19 protein-coding genes are annotated in these 14,639 nt (G+C 60.1%); 13 read left to right on the forward strand and 6 right to left on the reverse strand.

What is annotated here, in order from left to right:
• Nucleotides 1–88: 88 nt before the first annotated feature.
• The 3 genes from ACFVTJ_RS07235 (at nucleotide 89) to ACFVTJ_RS07245 (ending at nucleotide 2,211) form a co-directional block, all read left to right on the forward strand.
• Nucleotides 89–817 carry a DUF899 domain-containing protein gene (locus ACFVTJ_RS07235; RefSeq protein WP_386905925.1) on the forward strand — a complete coding sequence of 243 codons (729 nt, stop codon included), beginning with the start codon at nucleotides 89–91 and terminating at the stop codon, nucleotides 815–817.
• Nucleotides 818–842: 25 nt separating this feature from the next.
• Entirely contained in the window at nucleotides 843–1,337 is a 495-nt protein-coding gene (locus ACFVTJ_RS07240) for a DUF1579 domain-containing protein (RefSeq protein WP_386905927.1), read from the forward strand.
• Between the two features lie 94 nt (nucleotides 1,338–1,431).
• A complete protein-coding gene (locus ACFVTJ_RS07245; protein WP_386905929.1) occupies nucleotides 1,432–2,211 on the forward strand; it encodes a VOC family protein in 780 nt (259 codons plus the stop codon).
• 39 nt (nucleotides 2,212–2,250) lie between these two features.
• On the opposite strand, the gene ACFVTJ_RS07250 is transcribed toward ACFVTJ_RS07245, so the two are convergent.
• Nucleotides 2,251–3,147 carry a LysR family transcriptional regulator gene (locus ACFVTJ_RS07250; protein ID WP_386905931.1) on the reverse strand — a complete coding sequence of 299 codons (897 nt, stop codon included), beginning with the start codon at nucleotides 3,145–3,147 and terminating at the stop codon, nucleotides 2,251–2,253.
• Nucleotides 3,148–3,268: 121 nt separating this feature from the next.
• On the opposite strand from ACFVTJ_RS07250, the gene ACFVTJ_RS07255 reads away from it, so the two are divergent.
• The 3 genes from ACFVTJ_RS07255 to ACFVTJ_RS07265 are packed head-to-tail and all read left to right on the forward strand — an operon-like array spanning nucleotide 3,269 to nucleotide 4,825.
• Nucleotides 3,269–3,991 carry an SDR family oxidoreductase gene (locus ACFVTJ_RS07255; RefSeq protein WP_386905933.1) on the forward strand — a complete coding sequence of 241 codons (723 nt, stop codon included), beginning with the start codon at nucleotides 3,269–3,271 and terminating at the stop codon, nucleotides 3,989–3,991.
• A gap of 10 nt (nucleotides 3,992–4,001) precedes the next feature.
• On the forward strand, nucleotides 4,002–4,478 hold the full coding sequence (locus tag ACFVTJ_RS07260) for a carboxymuconolactone decarboxylase family protein (RefSeq protein WP_386905935.1): 477 nt from the start codon (nucleotides 4,002–4,004) through the stop codon (nucleotides 4,476–4,478).
• Complete coding sequence (locus ACFVTJ_RS07265) at nucleotides 4,475–4,825, forward strand: Atu4866 domain-containing protein (protein WP_386905937.1); 351 nt, start codon at nucleotides 4,475–4,477, stop codon at nucleotides 4,823–4,825. Before ACFVTJ_RS07260 ends, ACFVTJ_RS07265 begins: the two co-directional genes overlap by 4 nt.
• A 52-nt stretch (nucleotides 4,826–4,877) precedes the next feature.
• On the opposite strand, the gene ACFVTJ_RS07270 is transcribed toward ACFVTJ_RS07265, so the two are convergent.
• Both ACFVTJ_RS07270 and ACFVTJ_RS07275 read right to left on the reverse strand, forming a co-directional pair.
• Nucleotides 4,878–6,449, reverse strand: coding sequence for a helicase HerA-like C-terminal domain-containing protein (locus ACFVTJ_RS07270; RefSeq protein WP_386905939.1), 1,572 nt, complete (start codon nucleotides 6,447–6,449; stop codon nucleotides 4,878–4,880).
• The gene (locus ACFVTJ_RS07275) at nucleotides 6,400–6,672 is read right to left on the reverse strand and encodes a hypothetical protein (RefSeq protein WP_386905941.1); all 273 of its coding nucleotides are present in this window, start codon (nucleotides 6,670–6,672) and stop codon (nucleotides 6,400–6,402) included. The genes ACFVTJ_RS07270 and ACFVTJ_RS07275 overlap by 50 nt, the downstream gene beginning before the upstream one ends.
• Before the next feature lie 88 nt (nucleotides 6,673–6,760).
• Between ACFVTJ_RS07275 and ACFVTJ_RS07280 the strand changes: the two genes are divergently transcribed.
• Entirely contained in the window at nucleotides 6,761–7,156 is a 396-nt protein-coding gene (locus tag ACFVTJ_RS07280; RefSeq protein WP_386905943.1) for a hypothetical protein, read from the forward strand.
• 7 nt (nucleotides 7,157–7,163) lie between these two features.
• On the opposite strand, the gene ACFVTJ_RS07285 is transcribed toward ACFVTJ_RS07280, so the two are convergent.
• Nucleotides 7,164–7,595 (reverse strand): winged helix-turn-helix transcriptional regulator, encoded by a 432-nt coding sequence (locus ACFVTJ_RS07285; RefSeq protein WP_386905945.1) that lies wholly within the window; start codon nucleotides 7,593–7,595, stop codon nucleotides 7,164–7,166.
• Between the two features lie 103 nt (nucleotides 7,596–7,698).
• On the opposite strand from ACFVTJ_RS07285, the gene ACFVTJ_RS07290 reads away from it, so the two are divergent.
• The 3 genes from ACFVTJ_RS07290 (at nucleotide 7,699) to ACFVTJ_RS07300 (ending at nucleotide 10,126) form a co-directional block, all read left to right on the forward strand.
• Nucleotides 7,699–8,457, forward strand: coding sequence for an SDR family oxidoreductase (locus ACFVTJ_RS07290; RefSeq protein ID WP_386905947.1), 759 nt, complete (start codon nucleotides 7,699–7,701; stop codon nucleotides 8,455–8,457).
• A 70-nt stretch (nucleotides 8,458–8,527) separates the two neighbouring features.
• Nucleotides 8,528–9,334 carry an AraC family transcriptional regulator gene (locus tag ACFVTJ_RS07295; protein ID WP_386905949.1) on the forward strand — a complete coding sequence of 269 codons (807 nt, stop codon included), beginning with the start codon at nucleotides 8,528–8,530 and terminating at the stop codon, nucleotides 9,332–9,334.
• 180 nt (nucleotides 9,335–9,514) lie between these two features.
• Nucleotides 9,515–10,126, forward strand: a complete 612-nt coding sequence (locus ACFVTJ_RS07300) for a LysE family translocator (RefSeq protein WP_386905951.1) — start codon at nucleotides 9,515–9,517, stop codon at nucleotides 10,124–10,126.
• A gap of 24 nt (nucleotides 10,127–10,150) precedes the next feature.
• On the opposite strand, the gene ACFVTJ_RS07305 is transcribed toward ACFVTJ_RS07300, so the two are convergent.
• Nucleotides 10,151–10,978: an aldo/keto reductase gene (locus ACFVTJ_RS07305; RefSeq protein WP_386905953.1), complete on the reverse strand. Its 828-nt coding sequence runs from the start codon at nucleotides 10,976–10,978 to the stop codon at nucleotides 10,151–10,153.
• Nucleotides 10,979–11,191: 213 nt separating this feature from the next.
• Between ACFVTJ_RS07305 and ACFVTJ_RS07310 the strand changes: the two genes are divergently transcribed.
• Nucleotides 11,192–11,899, forward strand: coding sequence for a helix-turn-helix transcriptional regulator (locus ACFVTJ_RS07310; RefSeq protein ID WP_386905955.1), 708 nt, complete (start codon nucleotides 11,192–11,194; stop codon nucleotides 11,897–11,899).
• A 47-nt stretch (nucleotides 11,900–11,946) separates the two neighbouring features.
• Entirely contained in the window at nucleotides 11,947–12,315 is a 369-nt protein-coding gene (locus ACFVTJ_RS07315) for a VOC family protein (protein WP_386905957.1), read from the forward strand.
• 240 nt (nucleotides 12,316–12,555) lie between these two features.
• Here ACFVTJ_RS07315 and tam read toward each other — a convergent pair whose 3' ends face one another.
• On the reverse strand, nucleotides 12,556–13,326 hold the full coding sequence (gene tam / locus ACFVTJ_RS07320; RefSeq protein WP_386905959.1) for a trans-aconitate 2-methyltransferase: 771 nt from the start codon (nucleotides 13,324–13,326) through the stop codon (nucleotides 12,556–12,558).
• Between the two features lie 337 nt (nucleotides 13,327–13,663).
• On the opposite strand from tam, the gene ACFVTJ_RS07325 reads away from it, so the two are divergent.
• Nucleotides 13,664–14,545 (forward strand): branched-chain amino acid aminotransferase, encoded by an 882-nt coding sequence (locus ACFVTJ_RS07325; protein ID WP_386905961.1) that lies wholly within the window; start codon nucleotides 13,664–13,666, stop codon nucleotides 14,543–14,545.
• Nucleotides 14,546–14,639: the final 94 nt, after the last annotated feature.

Here is a 14,639-nt window from a genome sequence, read left to right on the forward strand (position 1 = left end):
TGATTGCCTTTCAGCACAGACATAGCCGGTATCCTCCCCTGGAGCGGAGTGGTGCCGTGGTGAAAGACGGATCCAAGGAGGAAAGATCATGTCTCATCCCGTCGTTTCGAAAGAGGAGTGGCTTGCGGCCCGCCGCGATCTGCTGGTGAAGGAAAAGGAACTGACCCGCGCCCGGGACAGGCTGAACGAGGCCCGGCGCGCACTGCCATGGGAGGAGGTGACGAAGGACTATATCTTCGATGCGCCTTCCGGCCCTAGATCGCTCAAAGAGCTGTTCGGCGATTGCAGCCAGCTGATCGTCTACCACTTCATGCTGGCGCCCGACTGGGAGGAGGGCTGTGTTGGCTGCTCCTTCTTCGCCGATCATGTCGATGGCGCGCTCATCCACCTCAAGCATGGCGATGCGGGTTTCGTCGCGGTGTCGCGTGCCCCGCTTGAAAAGATCGAGGCTTACAAAAACCGCATGGGCTGGAAATTCCCCTGGGTTTCGGCCGAAAGCAGCGATTTCAACTACGACTATCAAGCCTCGTTTCGCGACGAGGATGTGGCCAAAGGCGAAATCAACTATAATTACCGCGACATGGCGCCCTTTGGCGACCTGAAGGACCTGCACGGCATCAGCGTTTTCGCCATGGGCGAAGACGGCAAGATCTACCACACCTATTCCACTTACGCCCGCGGCGCGGAGCAGACGCTCGGCACGTTGATGCTTCTCGATCTGGTGCCAAAAGGCCGTCATGACGATGAGGTAATGGATTGGGTGCGCCGCCACGACCAGTACGAGGATGCGCCGAATGCGGCTTCCTGCTGCCACTGAAAAGAGAGACGAGGAGGAGACGACAATGGAAATGCCAAGCGCCAAGCCGCAGAAGGAACACGCGTTCCTGAACAGGATCGTCGGTGACTGGATCATGACCGCCAGTTCCGGCCATGAGGCCTATGATCCCAATGACCCGGAGCAATTGTTCAGCGAAAAAGTACGCTCGATTGGCGGCCTCTGGATCATCGGCGAAGGCACGGGAAAAATGCCTGACGGTACGAGCATGACGGCTGTCATCACCGTTGGTTTCGACCCGGTCAAAGGCAATTTCGTTGGCACCTGGGTAGGGTCAATGATGACCAATCTCTGGGTCTACAAGGGCTGGCTGGAGGAGGACGGCAAGACCCTGACGCTGGAAGCCGAGGGTCCGGCCTTCGACGGGTCCGACCGTATCGATACCTATCGCGATGTGCTGGTGCTGCATGACGATAATCACCGCAGCTTTTCCGGTAGCGTCAAGCAGCCGGACGGCACCTTCAAGACCTTCATGACATCGGAGTTCCGGCGCAAGACATAAACCGCGCCGGGTTCTGCCTGCACGACAAGCACCCGCCGCGCCCCGCGGCGGGCACGCACCAACCACACGCACCCAATCTCCACAGGAGACGACAATGTCCGATACGCATGGAAAATTCATCTGGGTCGAGCTGATGACGCCCGACATGGCGGAAGCCGCCCGCTTTTATGGTCATGTCGTCGGCTGGCAGACCAAGGATTTCGGTTCGCCGGAAATGCCCTATCTGGTGCTGGAGGCCGATGGCAAAGGCATGGGCGGCGTCATGGAACTGACCGACGAGCATAAGGGACAGGGTATTCCGCCGAACTGGACGGCCTATGTCGATGTAGACGATGTCGACGCGACGGCGAAGCTTTTCGCTGAAAAGGGCGGCGCAATCCGACGCCCGCCGCAGGATATCCCGGAAATAGGCCGCTTTGCCGTTGTCGCCGATCCCTACGGCGCGGTACTCTGCATCATGACGCCGCTGCCGATGGAAACCGGCGGGTTTCCGGAGAACACGCAGCAAAAGCAGGGCCATGTCGGCTGGTACGAACTCTTCACCGACAATGTCGATGAAGCGATGGCCTTCTACGGCGATGTATTCGGCTGGACCAAGGACCATGATTTCGACATGGGCGAAATGGGCCCGTACCGCATCTTCGCCCACAAGGGTAAAGCTGTCGGCGGCATCATGAAACGCATGCCGCAGGTTCCCGTCTGCCATTGGGGTTATTACTTCAATGTGGATGGTATCGATGACGCCATCACCCGCGTCAGCACCGGCGGCGGACAGGTCGTCAACGGGCCGATGGAAGTGCCCGGCGATAGCTGGATCGTCAATTGCGTCGATCCGCAGGGCGCCTATTTCTCGCTGGTGTCGCAGAAAAAATAGGTCTGTTGCTGACGATCTGCCGGGGCAACGTCCGGCAGATCACCGCTCTCTCGACAGGCGAACATGGTCGATAAAGGCCCGCAGCTTCGGCGCAAGGTTTCGACGGCTGGGATAATAGAGGTAAAACCCTGCGAAGCTGGGCGAATAGTCTTCCAGCATGGAAACAAGTTCTCCGCGCTCCAGATAGGGCCGAAACGTCTCTTCCATGCCAAAGGTAATCCCTGCACCGGCACAGGCCAGCTTGATCATCAGCTGCATGTCGTTGGTGGTGAAGGCAGGCTCAACCGCCACCGCAAATTCCCGGCCATTTTCGGCAAATTCCCATCTGTATGGCGCAATACCCGGACGAGGCCGCCAGCCAATACATCTATGCTCGATCAACTCGCGCGGCTGGCTGGGCAGGCCGAATCGGTCCCGGTAAGAAGGAGCACAGACGGCAAGCTGCCGCTGGGGAACTGATACTGGCACGGCGATCATATCCTGTTCGATAAGCTCTCCCAAACGCACGCCGGCATCATAATGCTCGGCGACGATATCGAACTCCTCATCCGTCACGACGATGTCGAGCTGCACCTCCGGGTGAGCCTCGGCAAAGCTGGCGAGCAGAGGCCCGGATAAGAAGCGTTCTGCAATCGACGACACCGCCAGCCGAAGCTGACCGCGCACCGTGCCGCCAAGCGACGAGGCCGCCTGCGCCGCCTGCGAGATCGCGCCTATGGAAGAGGAGACATCAGTGTAAAGCTGCTGTCCCGCTTCCGTCAGACTCACGCTGCGGGTGGTTCGTTGGACGAGCGCAATTCCCATCGTCTCCTCAAGCTTGCGAATGGTCTGGCTGACAGCGGAGCGGGTGACACCCAGCCTGTCCGCGACGGCGCGAAAATTCCGCTCCTCGGCCACAAGGCAGAACGTCGAAACAGCATTCAGATCAATGTTCATTGGTTAGAAATTCTATCCATTGAGGTAATTATTAAGGCGGTTATCACGACAATGCCTGAGCGCTACCTTCCCTGCAACGGTCGATTTCGAAAAAGCCGACCGTAACAGCAAGGAGAAAGCCATGAAATTGAACAAAGTTGTTCTCATCACGGGTGCATCGAGCGGGATCGGTGAAGGCATTGCGAGAGAGCTGGCCGCCACCGGCGCAAAACTGGTACTCGGCGCGCGCCGGCTGGATCGCCTGGAGACGCTGGCCGAAGAACTGCGCCGCACGGGGGCCGACGTCGTCGTCCATGCGCTTGACGTCACCGATAGGCTCAGCGTCGAAGCTTTTGCAGAGGCAGGCCGCAAGGCTTTCGGTGAGATTGACGTCATCGTCAACAATGCCGGCATCATGCCGCTATCGCTGATGTCATCGCTCAAGGTCGATGAATGGGACCGCATGATCGACGTCAACATCAAGGGCGTGCTCTATGGCGTCGCGGCCGTCCTGCCCGACATGACCGCGCGTGCCTCCGGCCATATCATCAATATCGCCTCCATCGGTGCGCTGGCCGTTTCGCCAACGGCGGCCGTCTACTGCGCGACGAAATTTGCCGTGCGGGCGATTTCGGACGGGCTGCGGCAGGAAAACCGCGACCTGCGCGTCACCTGCATTCATCCCGGCGTGGTGGAAAGCGAACTCGCCCATACCATCACCGATCCGGCCGCCGCCGAACTGATGCAGAGCTACAGAGCCATCGCCCTGAAGCCCGATGCCATTGGCCGCGCCGTTCGTTACGCCATCGAACAGCCTGACGATGTGGACGTCAACGAGATCGTCGTCCGCCCCACCGCTGCCTGAGGAGATTGACATGAAAGCCATTTTTCCGACCGCGCTTGCGATTGCCATGCTCGCGGGATCTGCCGCCGCACTCGCAAATACGCAGCACATGGATGACCGGTTGAAACGCGGCGATGAGGTCGTCCGCAGCCTCAACAATGGCCAGCCGCAGGCCAATCTGGAGCGCATGCGGCAGGAGTTTCCGTTCCTGGCGCAGGCAACAGAAGGGTATGCCCTGGGAGAGGTCTGGTCGCGGCCGGGCCTGGATAACCGCACCCGCCAGCTGGCCGCCGTCGCTGTCATGGCGGCCCTTGGCGAGCGTGATCTGATGAAGGTCCACGCCGGCTATGCGCTGAATGTGGGCGCAACCGACGAGGAACTGAAGGAGATGATCTATCTCATCACCGTTCCTGCGGGCTTCCCAAAGGCCATCGCCGCATCACGCACGCTTGCGGAACTGTTCGAGGAACGCCGCGCCAATGCCGCAACGGGAGTTGAGAGACAATGAACATCGTATCGACATCGGTTGCGCTTCTGCTTGCGGCGGGTTCCGCCGAAGTGGAGAACCGCAAATCCAGCAACGCCACGGAAGTGAACATGACCGAAATCGCGCAGATCCAGAACCATCCTTATATCGGCATGTGGGTCACCGGCGACGGCCATGTGCGTCAGGAGCTTCTGCCCAACGGCCGCTACGACGAGGCGCGCGGCACACGCAAGAGCGCTTATCAGGGGCGATATGAGGTGAAGGGAAACCACATCGACTATTGGGACGATACCGGTTTTACCGCCGACGGCGAATTTGTCGATGGTGTCCTCTATCACGGCGGCATGATCTTTTATCGCGAGAAGTGACCGTACCGAAATTGGCGCCGCCCGTCTCCTCAGGAGCGGGCGGCATCTCTGTTTAGCGCTTCAAACTTCCCAAAATCCCGCGCACGATCGCGCGACCGACCGAAGTCGCGACCGAACGGGCGGCGCTTTTCATCGCTGCCTCGATAACCGTTTCGCGCTGGTAGCCGGAACGGCGCGTGCCGCCATTGCGTGAGCCGTTGGAATTTTGCGCGGGTTCGTCATCACCAAAGCCGGGCAGGCGCCAGCGGCCGGAGGCGTTGTCGGACTGGTTTTGGGCATTTTCTTCTTCCGCACGCTTCGCGGCTTCGGCCTCCGCCGCCTTCTGGGCACGGGCGGCAAGAATTTCGAAAGCCGATTCCCGGTCTATATCCTTGTCATATTGACCGGAAACGGGGCTGAGATCGATCAGCGATTTGCGTTCCGCATCCGTGAGCGGCCCGACGCGGCCGGAAGGGGGCCGCACCAGCGTGCGCTCGACAATGGAGGGCGCGCCCTTGTCATGCAGGGTGGAGATCAGCGCCTCACCCGTGCCGAGCGTGGTGATGGTGTCGGCCGTGTTGAAGGCCGGGTTCTGGCGGAAAGTATCCGCCGCCGTGCGCACGGCCTTCTGTTCGCGCGGCGTATAGGCGCGCAGCGCATGCTGCACGCGGTTGCCGAGCTGGGCAAGCACGGTCTCCGGCACGTCGAGCGGGTTCTGCGTCACGAAATAGACGCCGACGCCCTTGGAGCGAATAAGACGAACGACCTGTTCCACACGTTCCACCAGCACGCGCGGCGCATCGTTGAACAGCAGATGCGCTTCATCGAAGAAGAACACCAGGCGCGGCTTTTCCGGATCGCCCACTTCAGGCAGTTCCTCGAAGAGTTCCGAGAGCATCCAGAGCAGGAAAGTGGCGTAAAGGCGCGGGTTCATCATCAGCTTGTCAGCGGCGAGAACCGAAACCGTGCCGCGCCCATCCGCACCCACACGCATGATGTCAGCGATCTTCAGCGCCGGTTCGCCGAAGAAATTGGCCGCGCCCTGCTGTTCGAGGACGAGAAGCCCGCGCTGCAGGGAGCCGACCGAGGACTTGGAAATCAGGCCAAACTGGTTGGAAAGTTCGGATGCATTCTCGCCCATATAGTTCAGCAGCGATTGCAGGTCTTTCAGATCGAGCAGCGGCAGCCCGCCCTGATCGGCAATCTTGAAGGCGATGTTGAGCACGCCTTCTTGCGCTTCCGAGGCATCCATCAGCCGGGCGAGCAGCAGCGGCCCCATTTCGGCGATGGTGGCGCGCACGCGATGGCCTTTTTCACCATAGAGGTCCCAGAAAATGACCGGCGACTTGCCGTAGGAAAAGTCGGTGAAGCCGATCTGCTCGGCGCGCTTCTGCACCCAGTCTTTCGCTTCGCCTTCCGCCGCGATGCCGGAGAGGTCACCCTTGATATCGGCGCAGAAGACTGGAACGCCAGCCTTGGAAAAACCTTCTGCCAGTACCTGCAGGGTCACGGTCTTGCCCGTTCCCGTCGCGCCGGTGATGAGGCCGTGGCGGTTGCCGAATTTCAGTTCCAGATATTCGCCCTTGTTGAGGCTGTCATCCGGATTGCGGCTGGTGCCGATATAGAGCTGTCCGTCCTGCAACATCGACCATTTTCTCCTGCGGCTGGTGCATGACCCGTAAAATCGCGGCGGATTTTGCAAAAGTCATGTCCGAATTAAAAGTCTTCCGGCATGATAGGGACACCCGGAAGGAGGCAGCCTTTTCATAGTTTGGTTGTGATGATCTTATAAGGGCAGTTTCAAGGCGCAACAACTGCTTGATGGCGATGAAGAAAAAGCGCTTGATGAAAGTAGATGCACTGCTCATGGCCGCTTGAATGCCGCCGGAGATTGTTTTACGTTGACGTTAACGTCAGTTCTCAGAGGTTGGCGTCGTTTTTCAACAGGAGGCAAGAATGAACGAAGTCGTGGATCAGATCGCCGCAAAGGCAGGGATCGACCCTGAACTGGCTGAAAAGGCCGTTGGCATGATTCTCGGTTTTCTCCAGCGCGAGGCGGCAGACGGCCCGATCGCAAGGATGATCGAAGCCATTCCCGGTGCCAGCGATCTGGTTGCCCAGTATAATGGCGAGGGCTCCGGTGGCGGCGGCGGTCTGCTCGGCGGTCTGATGAGCGCGCTTGGCGGTGGCGGCATCATGGGGCTCGGCCAGCAGCTGATGAGCCAGGGCCTCGGCATGAGCGAGATTTCGACGCTTGCCAAGGAAACCATCGCCGTTGCCCGCCAGCACGCCGGCGACGAAACCGTCGACCAGGTGATTGCCTCGGTTCCGGGCCTCAGCCAGTTCGCCTGAGCCAAACTTATTCCATCGCGGGGCGCGGCGGCTGTTCGTTGAACCGCCGCCGCGCCTCTTCTATTTCGGCATGGTGCGTTTCCGCCCATATCCACACGCCGCAAAAGGCGCTGCCCAAAGTTCGGCCAAGGTTTGTCAGGCCATAATCCACATGTGGTGGAATGACGGGATGCACCTTGCGGCGCACCAGCCCGTCGCTTTCCATCTGCCGCAGCGTTTTCGTCAGCATCTTCTGGCTGATATTGCCCACATGTTTGCCAATCTGCGTGAAGCGCTGCGTCCCATGCTCTTCCAGAACTTCCAGAATGAGCATCGTCCACTTGTCGGCAACTTTCGCAATGATGTCCTGCACCAGCGCTTCTATCACCGGATCGGTATCCGTGGGCGGCGGGTCCTTGCGCCGGTTTTCGATGGCCGGATCGGCCGCGTGCCGTTTCATTTTACACTCTCCATCGGGTAAGTATAAATCTTCTGGGTGCCTACTTTCGATTGGAGAGTGTAATAGCTAACTTCCTTTCAGCCAACAAGCAAAGGATGTTCCCATGAAAATCTCTGGCAATACCATTCTCATCACCGGCGGCGGTTCCGGCATCGGCCGGGCGCTGGCGGAAGCGTTTCATCAGGCCGGCAACAAGGTCATTATTTCCGGCCGCCGCAAGGCTCTGCTCGACGAGGTGACGGCCGCCAATCCCGGCATGGCCTCGATGGTGATGGACGCGACGGACGCCGCAGGCATCCGCGCGTTTGCCGAGGCCCTGGTGGACGCCCATCCGACGCTTAACGCCGTTATCAACAATGCCGGCATCATGCGGCCGGAAGACATCGCCGCGGCACCGGATTATCTCGATACCGCCGAAGAAACCATCGCCACCAATCTTCTCGCACCCATTCGCCTGACGGCGGCGCTTTTGCCGCATTTCCTGAAGCAACCGGCCGCCACGGTGCTGACGGTCTCCTCAGGCCTCGCTTTCGTGCCCATGGTTGTCACGCCCACCTACAGCGCCACCAAATCGGCCATTCATGCCTATTCCGTCGCGCTGCGCGAGCAGTTGAAGGAGACGTCCGTGGAGGTCATCGAAATCGTGCCGCCCTATGTGCAGACGACGCTGATGGGTGAGGGGCAGGCGAGTGACGAAAGGGCCATGCCGCTCAACGCCTTCATTTCCGAAGTGATGGATATCCTCGAGAATCGCCCGGATGAGAAGGAGGTCGTGGTGGAACGCTGCAAGCCGTTGCGTTTTGCCGCGCAGAACAGAAATTTCGATCAGGTTTTCGCCATGATCAACCATATGCATCCGTAAAAGCTAGCGTCTGTCGCATGCGGGCATCCTGTGATAGCGTCGCGCTCTTCTCTGCGGAGCGCGCGCTTTCATGGCCCAAGGCCAGTTCCTGATGCCGAAAATCAGCATGCCCGGTATCGCCGCGGTGATGGCCGATAGCGACCGTGCCTTTCCGCGCCATATGCATGATCAATACGGCATCGGTCTCATCCATCGCGGCGCGCAGAAATCGCTTTCCGGCCGTGGCATGGTAGAAGCGGCCGCCGGTCAGGTCATCACCGTCAATCCCGGCGAAATACATGACGGTATTCCGCTCGGGGAGGGCGGCCGCGCTTGGCGGATGCTTTATCTCGACATCGATATCGTGCGCGACGTCATTGCCGATGTCTGCGAAAAGGATCGCGGCTTTTTCGAATTCGCCTATCCCGTTGATGCAAGGCCGCTGGCGGAGCGGTTCGACGCTGTCTTTTCCGCTGTCACTGCGCAGGAACGACCGGGCGAGACCCTGCACGGCGACGAGACCGTGCTGATGCTTCTGGCGGGCGCGATGGAGACGGCGGCTAAACCGCCTGTGGTGACTTCGCCTGACACCATCAGGCGCGCGAAAAGCCGCATCGACGACGAGCCTTCCCGGCCGTTCCGCCTTGCCGATCTGGCAAGCGAGGCCGGCATGAGCCAGTTCCGCTTCCTGCGCACTTTCGCCAAAGCAACCGGCCTGACGCCGCATAGCTATCTTCTCCAGCGGCGTGTCCATTTGGCACGCCATGCACTGGCCAGAGGCACACCGCCCGCCGAGGCGGCCTTTGCCGCCGGTTTTGCCGACCAGAGCCATCTGAACCGGTTCTTCGTGCAGCAATTCGGGGTTACGCCGGCGGTTTACCGGGCGGCGCTTTCGTAGCTGCTTTCTCCGCCCTCATTCCGGTGACAAGAACAGGAATGAGGATGGAGTGGGCTGGCCGATACCGTAACCTGCCACTTCGGGGCGCGCCGACGAGAGTCTGTGCTGCAATTTCATCCAAGACACCCACCCCCCGCATCATCATGCTCCTGTCCTCCACCCACAGGACAGAACCCCACCATGACACCCGAATTCCTCATCACATCCTTCATTGTCGCCGCCTCTCCCGGAACCGGCGTGCTCTACACGCTGGCCGCCGGCCTCTCGCAGGGGGCGCGGGCGAGCATCATTGCGGCCTTCGGCTGCACGCTCGGCATCGTGCCGCATCTGCTCGCCGCCATCACCGGTCTTGCCGCCATCCTGCATACCAGTGCGCTGGCCTTTAGCGTGGTCAAATATCTGGGGGTCGCCTATCTCCTCTATATGGCGTGGAACACGCTGCGGGAGAATGGCGCGCTGAAGATCGATGAGACGATGCAGCCGCAAAAAGCCGCCCGCGTCATCGGTGAGGCGATCCTCATCAATCTGCTGAACCCGAAACTGTCGATCTTCTTTTTCGCCTTCCTGCCGCAGTTCATCGCCCCGGGCGAGCTTTCACCGACAGGCCGCATGACCGAGCTCGGGCTGGTCTTCATGGCCATGACCTTTCTGGTGTTTGCGCTTTACGGCTGTTTTGCCGCTTCGGTCCGGCAGCAGGTGGTGTCGCGCCCGGCGGTTCTCACCTGGCTAAGGCGCAGCTTCGCCGCCGCTTTCGTGGCGCTGGGTGCGAAGCTGGCCCTGACCGAGCGATAAGACCGGAGCGAGTGACCGATCGCCTCAGTTGTCCCAATCGGGCGCGAGGTGGCCGGGGCTGACGATGCGGCCATCCGGCTTTGCCAGCGCATGGATGGCCTGCATTTCCTCTTCCGAGAGCGCGAAATCGAAAATATCGAAATTTTCCTTGAGGCGGCTTTCCGTCGCCGTCTTGGAAAGCGCCACTATATCCGGCTGTTGCACCGCCCAGCGCAGGGTCACCTGCGCGGCGGTCTTGCCGTGTTTCGCGCCGATATCCTTCAGAACGGGATCGTTGGGCACCTTGCCGTCGGCCATCAGATAATAGGCCGTCACCGACATGCCGTGCTGGCGCGCGGCGGAAATCACCTTCGTCTGGTCGAGATAGGGGTGATATTCGATCTGGTTGGTGGCAAGCGGCGTCTCGGACAGTTCCACGGCCTCTTGCGTCAGCGCCACGTTGAAGTTGGAAATGCCGATATTGCGCGCCTTGCCGGCTTTTCGTACCGCATTTAGCGCACCCATGCGCTCGGCAAGCGGAACGTCGCTCTTCGGCCAGTGCAGCAGCAGCAGGTCGACATAGTCGGTCTTCAGTTTCGCAAGGCTTTCATCGACGGAGGCGAGAAAATCGTCGTGACGGTATCGGTCTACCCAGACCTTGGTAGTGAGAAAGATATCGTGCCGGGAAATGCCCGACTGCGCGATGACGTCGCCGACGGCACCCTCGTTCTTGTAGATCTGGGCCGTGTCGACATGGCGGAAACCGAGTTTCAGCGCTTCCGGCAGAATGCGCCTGACATCGTCTTCGGGAATACGGAAGGTGCCGAAACCGAGGGCGGGAATATTCGCGCCGTTCGCGCTGACGTCGTACATGGATGTCTCTCCTGTTTACTGAAAACATGGCCGGCGAAAGTGGCCGGATGGGGAAGCCGTCTTTCTTAACTGGTGTCGGCGCGATCGGTTTCAACAGTTTCGACGCGATCGCCTTCCACGCCATTGCGGGCGGACAGGCGCGGCGATAACAGTCGGCTGCAGAAGATCATATCGCGGTATGGATTTAAATATACGGATGGAAGGAAATCTGGCGTGTCACGCTCACAACGGCTTCTCGATCTGTTGCAAATCCTGCGCTCCCACCGCATGCCGGTCAGCGGCGCGGCCCTTGCCGCTGGGACCGGCGTCAGCCTGCGCACGCTTTACCGCGATATAGCGACGCTGCAGGCGCAGGGCGCGGATATCGAGGGCGAGGCGGGTGTGGGTTATGTGCTGCGTCCCGGTTTCCTGTTGCCGCCGCTGATGTTTTCGCAGCAGGAAATCGAGGCGCTGGTGCTGGGCTCGCGCTGGGTCGCGGGCCGTGCTGATGCCGGACTGGCCGAGGCTGCCCGCGCCGCGCTCGTCAAGATTGGCGCGGTGCTTCCCGATGCCCTGCGCGAAGAACTCGATCATTCCACCCTGCTTGTCGGCCCGGGGCAGGGCCTTTCCGCCATCCATGTCGATCTCGCCGCCATTCGCGAGACCATCAGGAAGGAGAGCAGGGTGGCGATGACCTATCGTGATGAAAAGGGAGAGACGACGGAGAGAGTTGTCTGGCCATTCGCGCTTGCTTTTTTCGATCTGGTGCGGGTGGTGCTGGCATGGTGCGAGACCCGGCAGGATTTCCGCAGTTTCCGGGCCGACCGTATCGAGAGCTTCCGCCCTCTCGAGAGCCGTTACCCGCGCCGCCGCCAGGTCCTGCTGAAAGAATGGCGTGAGCGGGAAAAACAGCGGCGACGGCATCATGCTGACAAAAACTGACAGCAGACAGGTCTAGAAACCGTTCATCCGCAACAAGGAGAACGACCATGACCCATCCCGATTTCACCATCCTCTATGTCGACAATCCGCCGGCCAGCACGGAATTCTACAAGGTGCTGCTGGGCGTCGACCCGGTCGAATCCTCCCCGACATTTTCCCTCTTCGTCCTTGCCAACGGCATGAAGCTCGGCCTCTGGTCGCGGCACACCGTGGAACCGAAGGCATCCCAGACAGGCGGCGGCGGAGAACTTGCCTTCCGCGTCGAAAACGATGCGAAGGTGGATGAGACTTTTGCCGGGTGGAAGGCAAGAGGTGTCGCCATGCTGCAGCAGCCAGCAAAAATGGAGTTCGGCTATACCTTCACGGCCACCGATCCGGACAGCCACCGCCTCCGGGTCTACGCCTTCGCGGGCTGACGACAAGCGGGCTGGCCGGGTTGGCTAAATAAAGCCATTCTCGTCCACGCACGCGGTATTCCTCACGCTCCCACTCCGCATTCTCCTCATCCCTGTGCTTGTCACAGGGATCTAGTCTGCGCGGCGGAAATGGTCCTTTCAGCTCAAGGACTTGGGCTGCCTGCATTCCTGTGACAGGCACGGGAATGCAGGCGGTGGGGAGGCGTCTGCGCGCGACAATCCCACGTCGCGTCTGATGCCCTACTTCTTGACCGCCACCACGAAAAGGCGGGGAAACCGCAGGAGCAGCCGGCCATCGGCCATCGGCGGATAAGCCGCCGCGATGCGCCTCGTATAATCGGAGAGGAAAGCTTCGCGGTTTTCCTCTCCGGCGGCGGCCAGATAGGGGCGCAGCCCCGTGCCCTTCACCCATTCGACAATGCTTTCCGCATCCTTCATCGGGTGATTATAGATCGTATGCCACACATCCACCCGCGCGGATTTCGGTAAAAGCGCATCGAAATAATCCGAAGGTGCGGGCAGGGGTTTGCGCCGCAACCGGCCACCGGAAAAAGTCTGCTTCCATGGGCCTTCGTCACCTGTCTCATGCATCGCGATATGCGTTGGCTCCTGCAGATTGTCAGGCATCTGCACGGCCAGAACACCACCGCTTTCCAACTGGTCCATCAGCTGCGACAGAACGGCGAGATGGTCCGGCACCCATTGGAAGACAGCGTTGGCGTAAAGCAGGTCGGCCTTCTGCGCCGGCTTCCATTTTGCAAGATCGGCCTTGCCGAAGCGGGTGGTCGGCAGCCGGTCTGCGGCCTTCGCCAGCATATCATCATCACTATCAATACCGGTGATGACATTGACGCCGTAACGGTCGGTCAGAAGCTCGGTGGAATTGCCGGGACCGCAACCGAGGTCATAGCCGTTCAGCACCCGCTCCAGCGGCACCTGGGCCAGGAGATCGCGCGCCGGGCGCGTCCGCTCGTCTTCGAATTTCAGATATTGCTGTGCGGACCATGCCATGATTTTTCTCCTGCGGACTGCCGTCAGATCGCCAGCATCGCATGGGCGAAATCGCCCCGCCATCATTCAATCGATGAATTATTGTGATGGATCTATTCATCAACCTTTTGTTTCGCCTCATAAAACATCCTGGCGGGGCCGCTGCTTTGTTATTTTCCATCAAAATCAGAAATCGCGGCAATTAAAACTTGACCTCATTGAGGGAGAGGCATTCACTCCGGCCGATTTCCCGCACATGCCCGGTTGCGCGCGCGCAGCGTTCCTCACCCGGCAATGCATCAAGACAAAAAGACGGAGCGTTTTCGCCAGACGGAAATGCCGAAGACAGGAGCCCGCCATGAGCGTCGATACCGCACCCCGATCAACCACCTGGACCTATGTTGACGGTCAATGGCTGCCCGGCAATCCGCCGCTCATCGGGCCGACCTCGCATGCCATGTGGCTGGCTTCCACCGTATTCGATGGCGCACGCTGGTTTGATGGAGTCGCGCCCGATCTCGATCTGCATTGCCAGCGCGTCAACCGTTCTGCGGTCAACATGGGCATGAAGCCGACCATGACGGCGGAAGAGATCGAAGCCCTGGCGCTGGAGGGTGTCAGCAAATTCGACGGCAAGATGGCGATCTATATCAAGCCGATGTATTGGGCGGAACACGGCATGCCCGGCAGCGTCGTGGCGCCGGATGCCAGCTCCACCCGTTTTGCCCTCTGCCTGTTTGAAGCGCCGATGGATGCCGGCAAGCCGCTAACGCTCACCGTTTCGCCGCTGCGCCGCCCGTCGCCGGAAACCGCAATGACCGACGCCAAGGCCGGTAGCCTTTATCCCAATAGCGGCCGCGCCATTCTGGAAGCCCGTTCGCGCGGTTTCGACAATGCGCTGATGCGCGACATGAACGGCAATGTCGCTGAATCCGCCTCGGCCAACATCTTCATGGTCAAGGATGGTGTCGTCTTCACGCCCGTCGCCAACCGCACCTTCCTTGCCGGCATCACCCGTTCGCGTGTGATCGGCCTTCTGCGTCAGGCCGGTTTCGACGTCCAGGAAACGACCCTGTCGGTCGAAGATTTCCGCGAGGCCGATGAAATCTTCTGCTCGGGCAATTATTCCAAGGTGTCGCCTGTCGTGAAGCTGGATGACCGCGAATTGCAGGCAGGTCCGGTCGCGCGCAAGGCACTTGATCTCTATATGGATTGGGCGAGGCTCGGCGCGGACGTCTGAGACCGGCATTCATGCTATTCAGGGCCATGGCCGGCGTTCCGCAGGCCATGGCCCTCTGTTTTTTGCGATGCAATATTTCCCTTCAAAAGATGGG

This window comes from Agrobacterium sp. NPDC058088, from assembly GCF_042885035.1.
Lineage (GTDB): Bacteria > Pseudomonadota > Alphaproteobacteria > Rhizobiales > Rhizobiaceae > Agrobacterium.

What these genes read in the sequence shown, in the direction of transcription:
- ACFVTJ_RS07235 (WP_386905925.1), top strand. Translation starts at nt 89, where the DNA reads ATGTCTCATCCCGTCGTTTCGAAAGAGGAGTGGCTTGCGGCCCGCCGC.
- ACFVTJ_RS07240 (WP_386905927.1), top strand. Translation starts at nt 843, where the DNA reads ATGGAAATGCCAAGCGCCAAGCCGCAGAAGGAACACGCGTTCCTGAAC.
- ACFVTJ_RS07245 (WP_386905929.1), top strand. Translation starts at nt 1,432, where the DNA reads ATGTCCGATACGCATGGAAAATTCATCTGGGTCGAGCTGATGACGCCC.
- ACFVTJ_RS07250 (WP_386905931.1), bottom strand. Translation starts at nt 3,147, where the DNA reads ATGAACATTGATCTGAATGCTGTTTCGACGTTCTGCCTTGTGGCCGAG.
- ACFVTJ_RS07255 (WP_386905933.1), top strand. Translation starts at nt 3,269, where the DNA reads ATGAAATTGAACAAAGTTGTTCTCATCACGGGTGCATCGAGCGGGATC.
- ACFVTJ_RS07260 (WP_386905935.1), top strand. Translation starts at nt 4,002, where the DNA reads ATGAAAGCCATTTTTCCGACCGCGCTTGCGATTGCCATGCTCGCGGGA.
- ACFVTJ_RS07265 (WP_386905937.1), top strand. Translation starts at nt 4,475, where the DNA reads ATGAACATCGTATCGACATCGGTTGCGCTTCTGCTTGCGGCGGGTTCC.
- ACFVTJ_RS07270 (WP_386905939.1), bottom strand. Translation starts at nt 6,449, where the DNA reads ATGTTGCAGGACGGACAGCTCTATATCGGCACCAGCCGCAATCCGGAT.
- ACFVTJ_RS07275 (WP_386905941.1), bottom strand. Translation starts at nt 6,672, where the DNA reads ATGAGCAGTGCATCTACTTTCATCAAGCGCTTTTTCTTCATCGCCATC.
- ACFVTJ_RS07280 (WP_386905943.1), top strand. Translation starts at nt 6,761, where the DNA reads ATGAACGAAGTCGTGGATCAGATCGCCGCAAAGGCAGGGATCGACCCT.
- ACFVTJ_RS07285 (WP_386905945.1), bottom strand. Translation starts at nt 7,595, where the DNA reads ATGAAACGGCACGCGGCCGATCCGGCCATCGAAAACCGGCGCAAGGAC.
- ACFVTJ_RS07290 (WP_386905947.1), top strand. Translation starts at nt 7,699, where the DNA reads ATGAAAATCTCTGGCAATACCATTCTCATCACCGGCGGCGGTTCCGGC.
- ACFVTJ_RS07295 (WP_386905949.1), top strand. Translation starts at nt 8,528, where the DNA reads ATGGCCCAAGGCCAGTTCCTGATGCCGAAAATCAGCATGCCCGGTATC.
- ACFVTJ_RS07300 (WP_386905951.1), top strand. Translation starts at nt 9,515, where the DNA reads ATGACACCCGAATTCCTCATCACATCCTTCATTGTCGCCGCCTCTCCC.
- ACFVTJ_RS07305 (WP_386905953.1), bottom strand. Translation starts at nt 10,978, where the DNA reads ATGTACGACGTCAGCGCGAACGGCGCGAATATTCCCGCCCTCGGTTTC.
- ACFVTJ_RS07315 (WP_386905957.1), top strand. Translation starts at nt 11,947, where the DNA reads ATGACCCATCCCGATTTCACCATCCTCTATGTCGACAATCCGCCGGCC.
- tam (WP_386905959.1), bottom strand. Translation starts at nt 13,326, where the DNA reads ATGGCATGGTCCGCACAGCAATATCTGAAATTCGAAGACGAGCGGACG.
- ACFVTJ_RS07325 (WP_386905961.1), top strand. Translation starts at nt 13,664, where the DNA reads ATGAGCGTCGATACCGCACCCCGATCAACCACCTGGACCTATGTTGAC.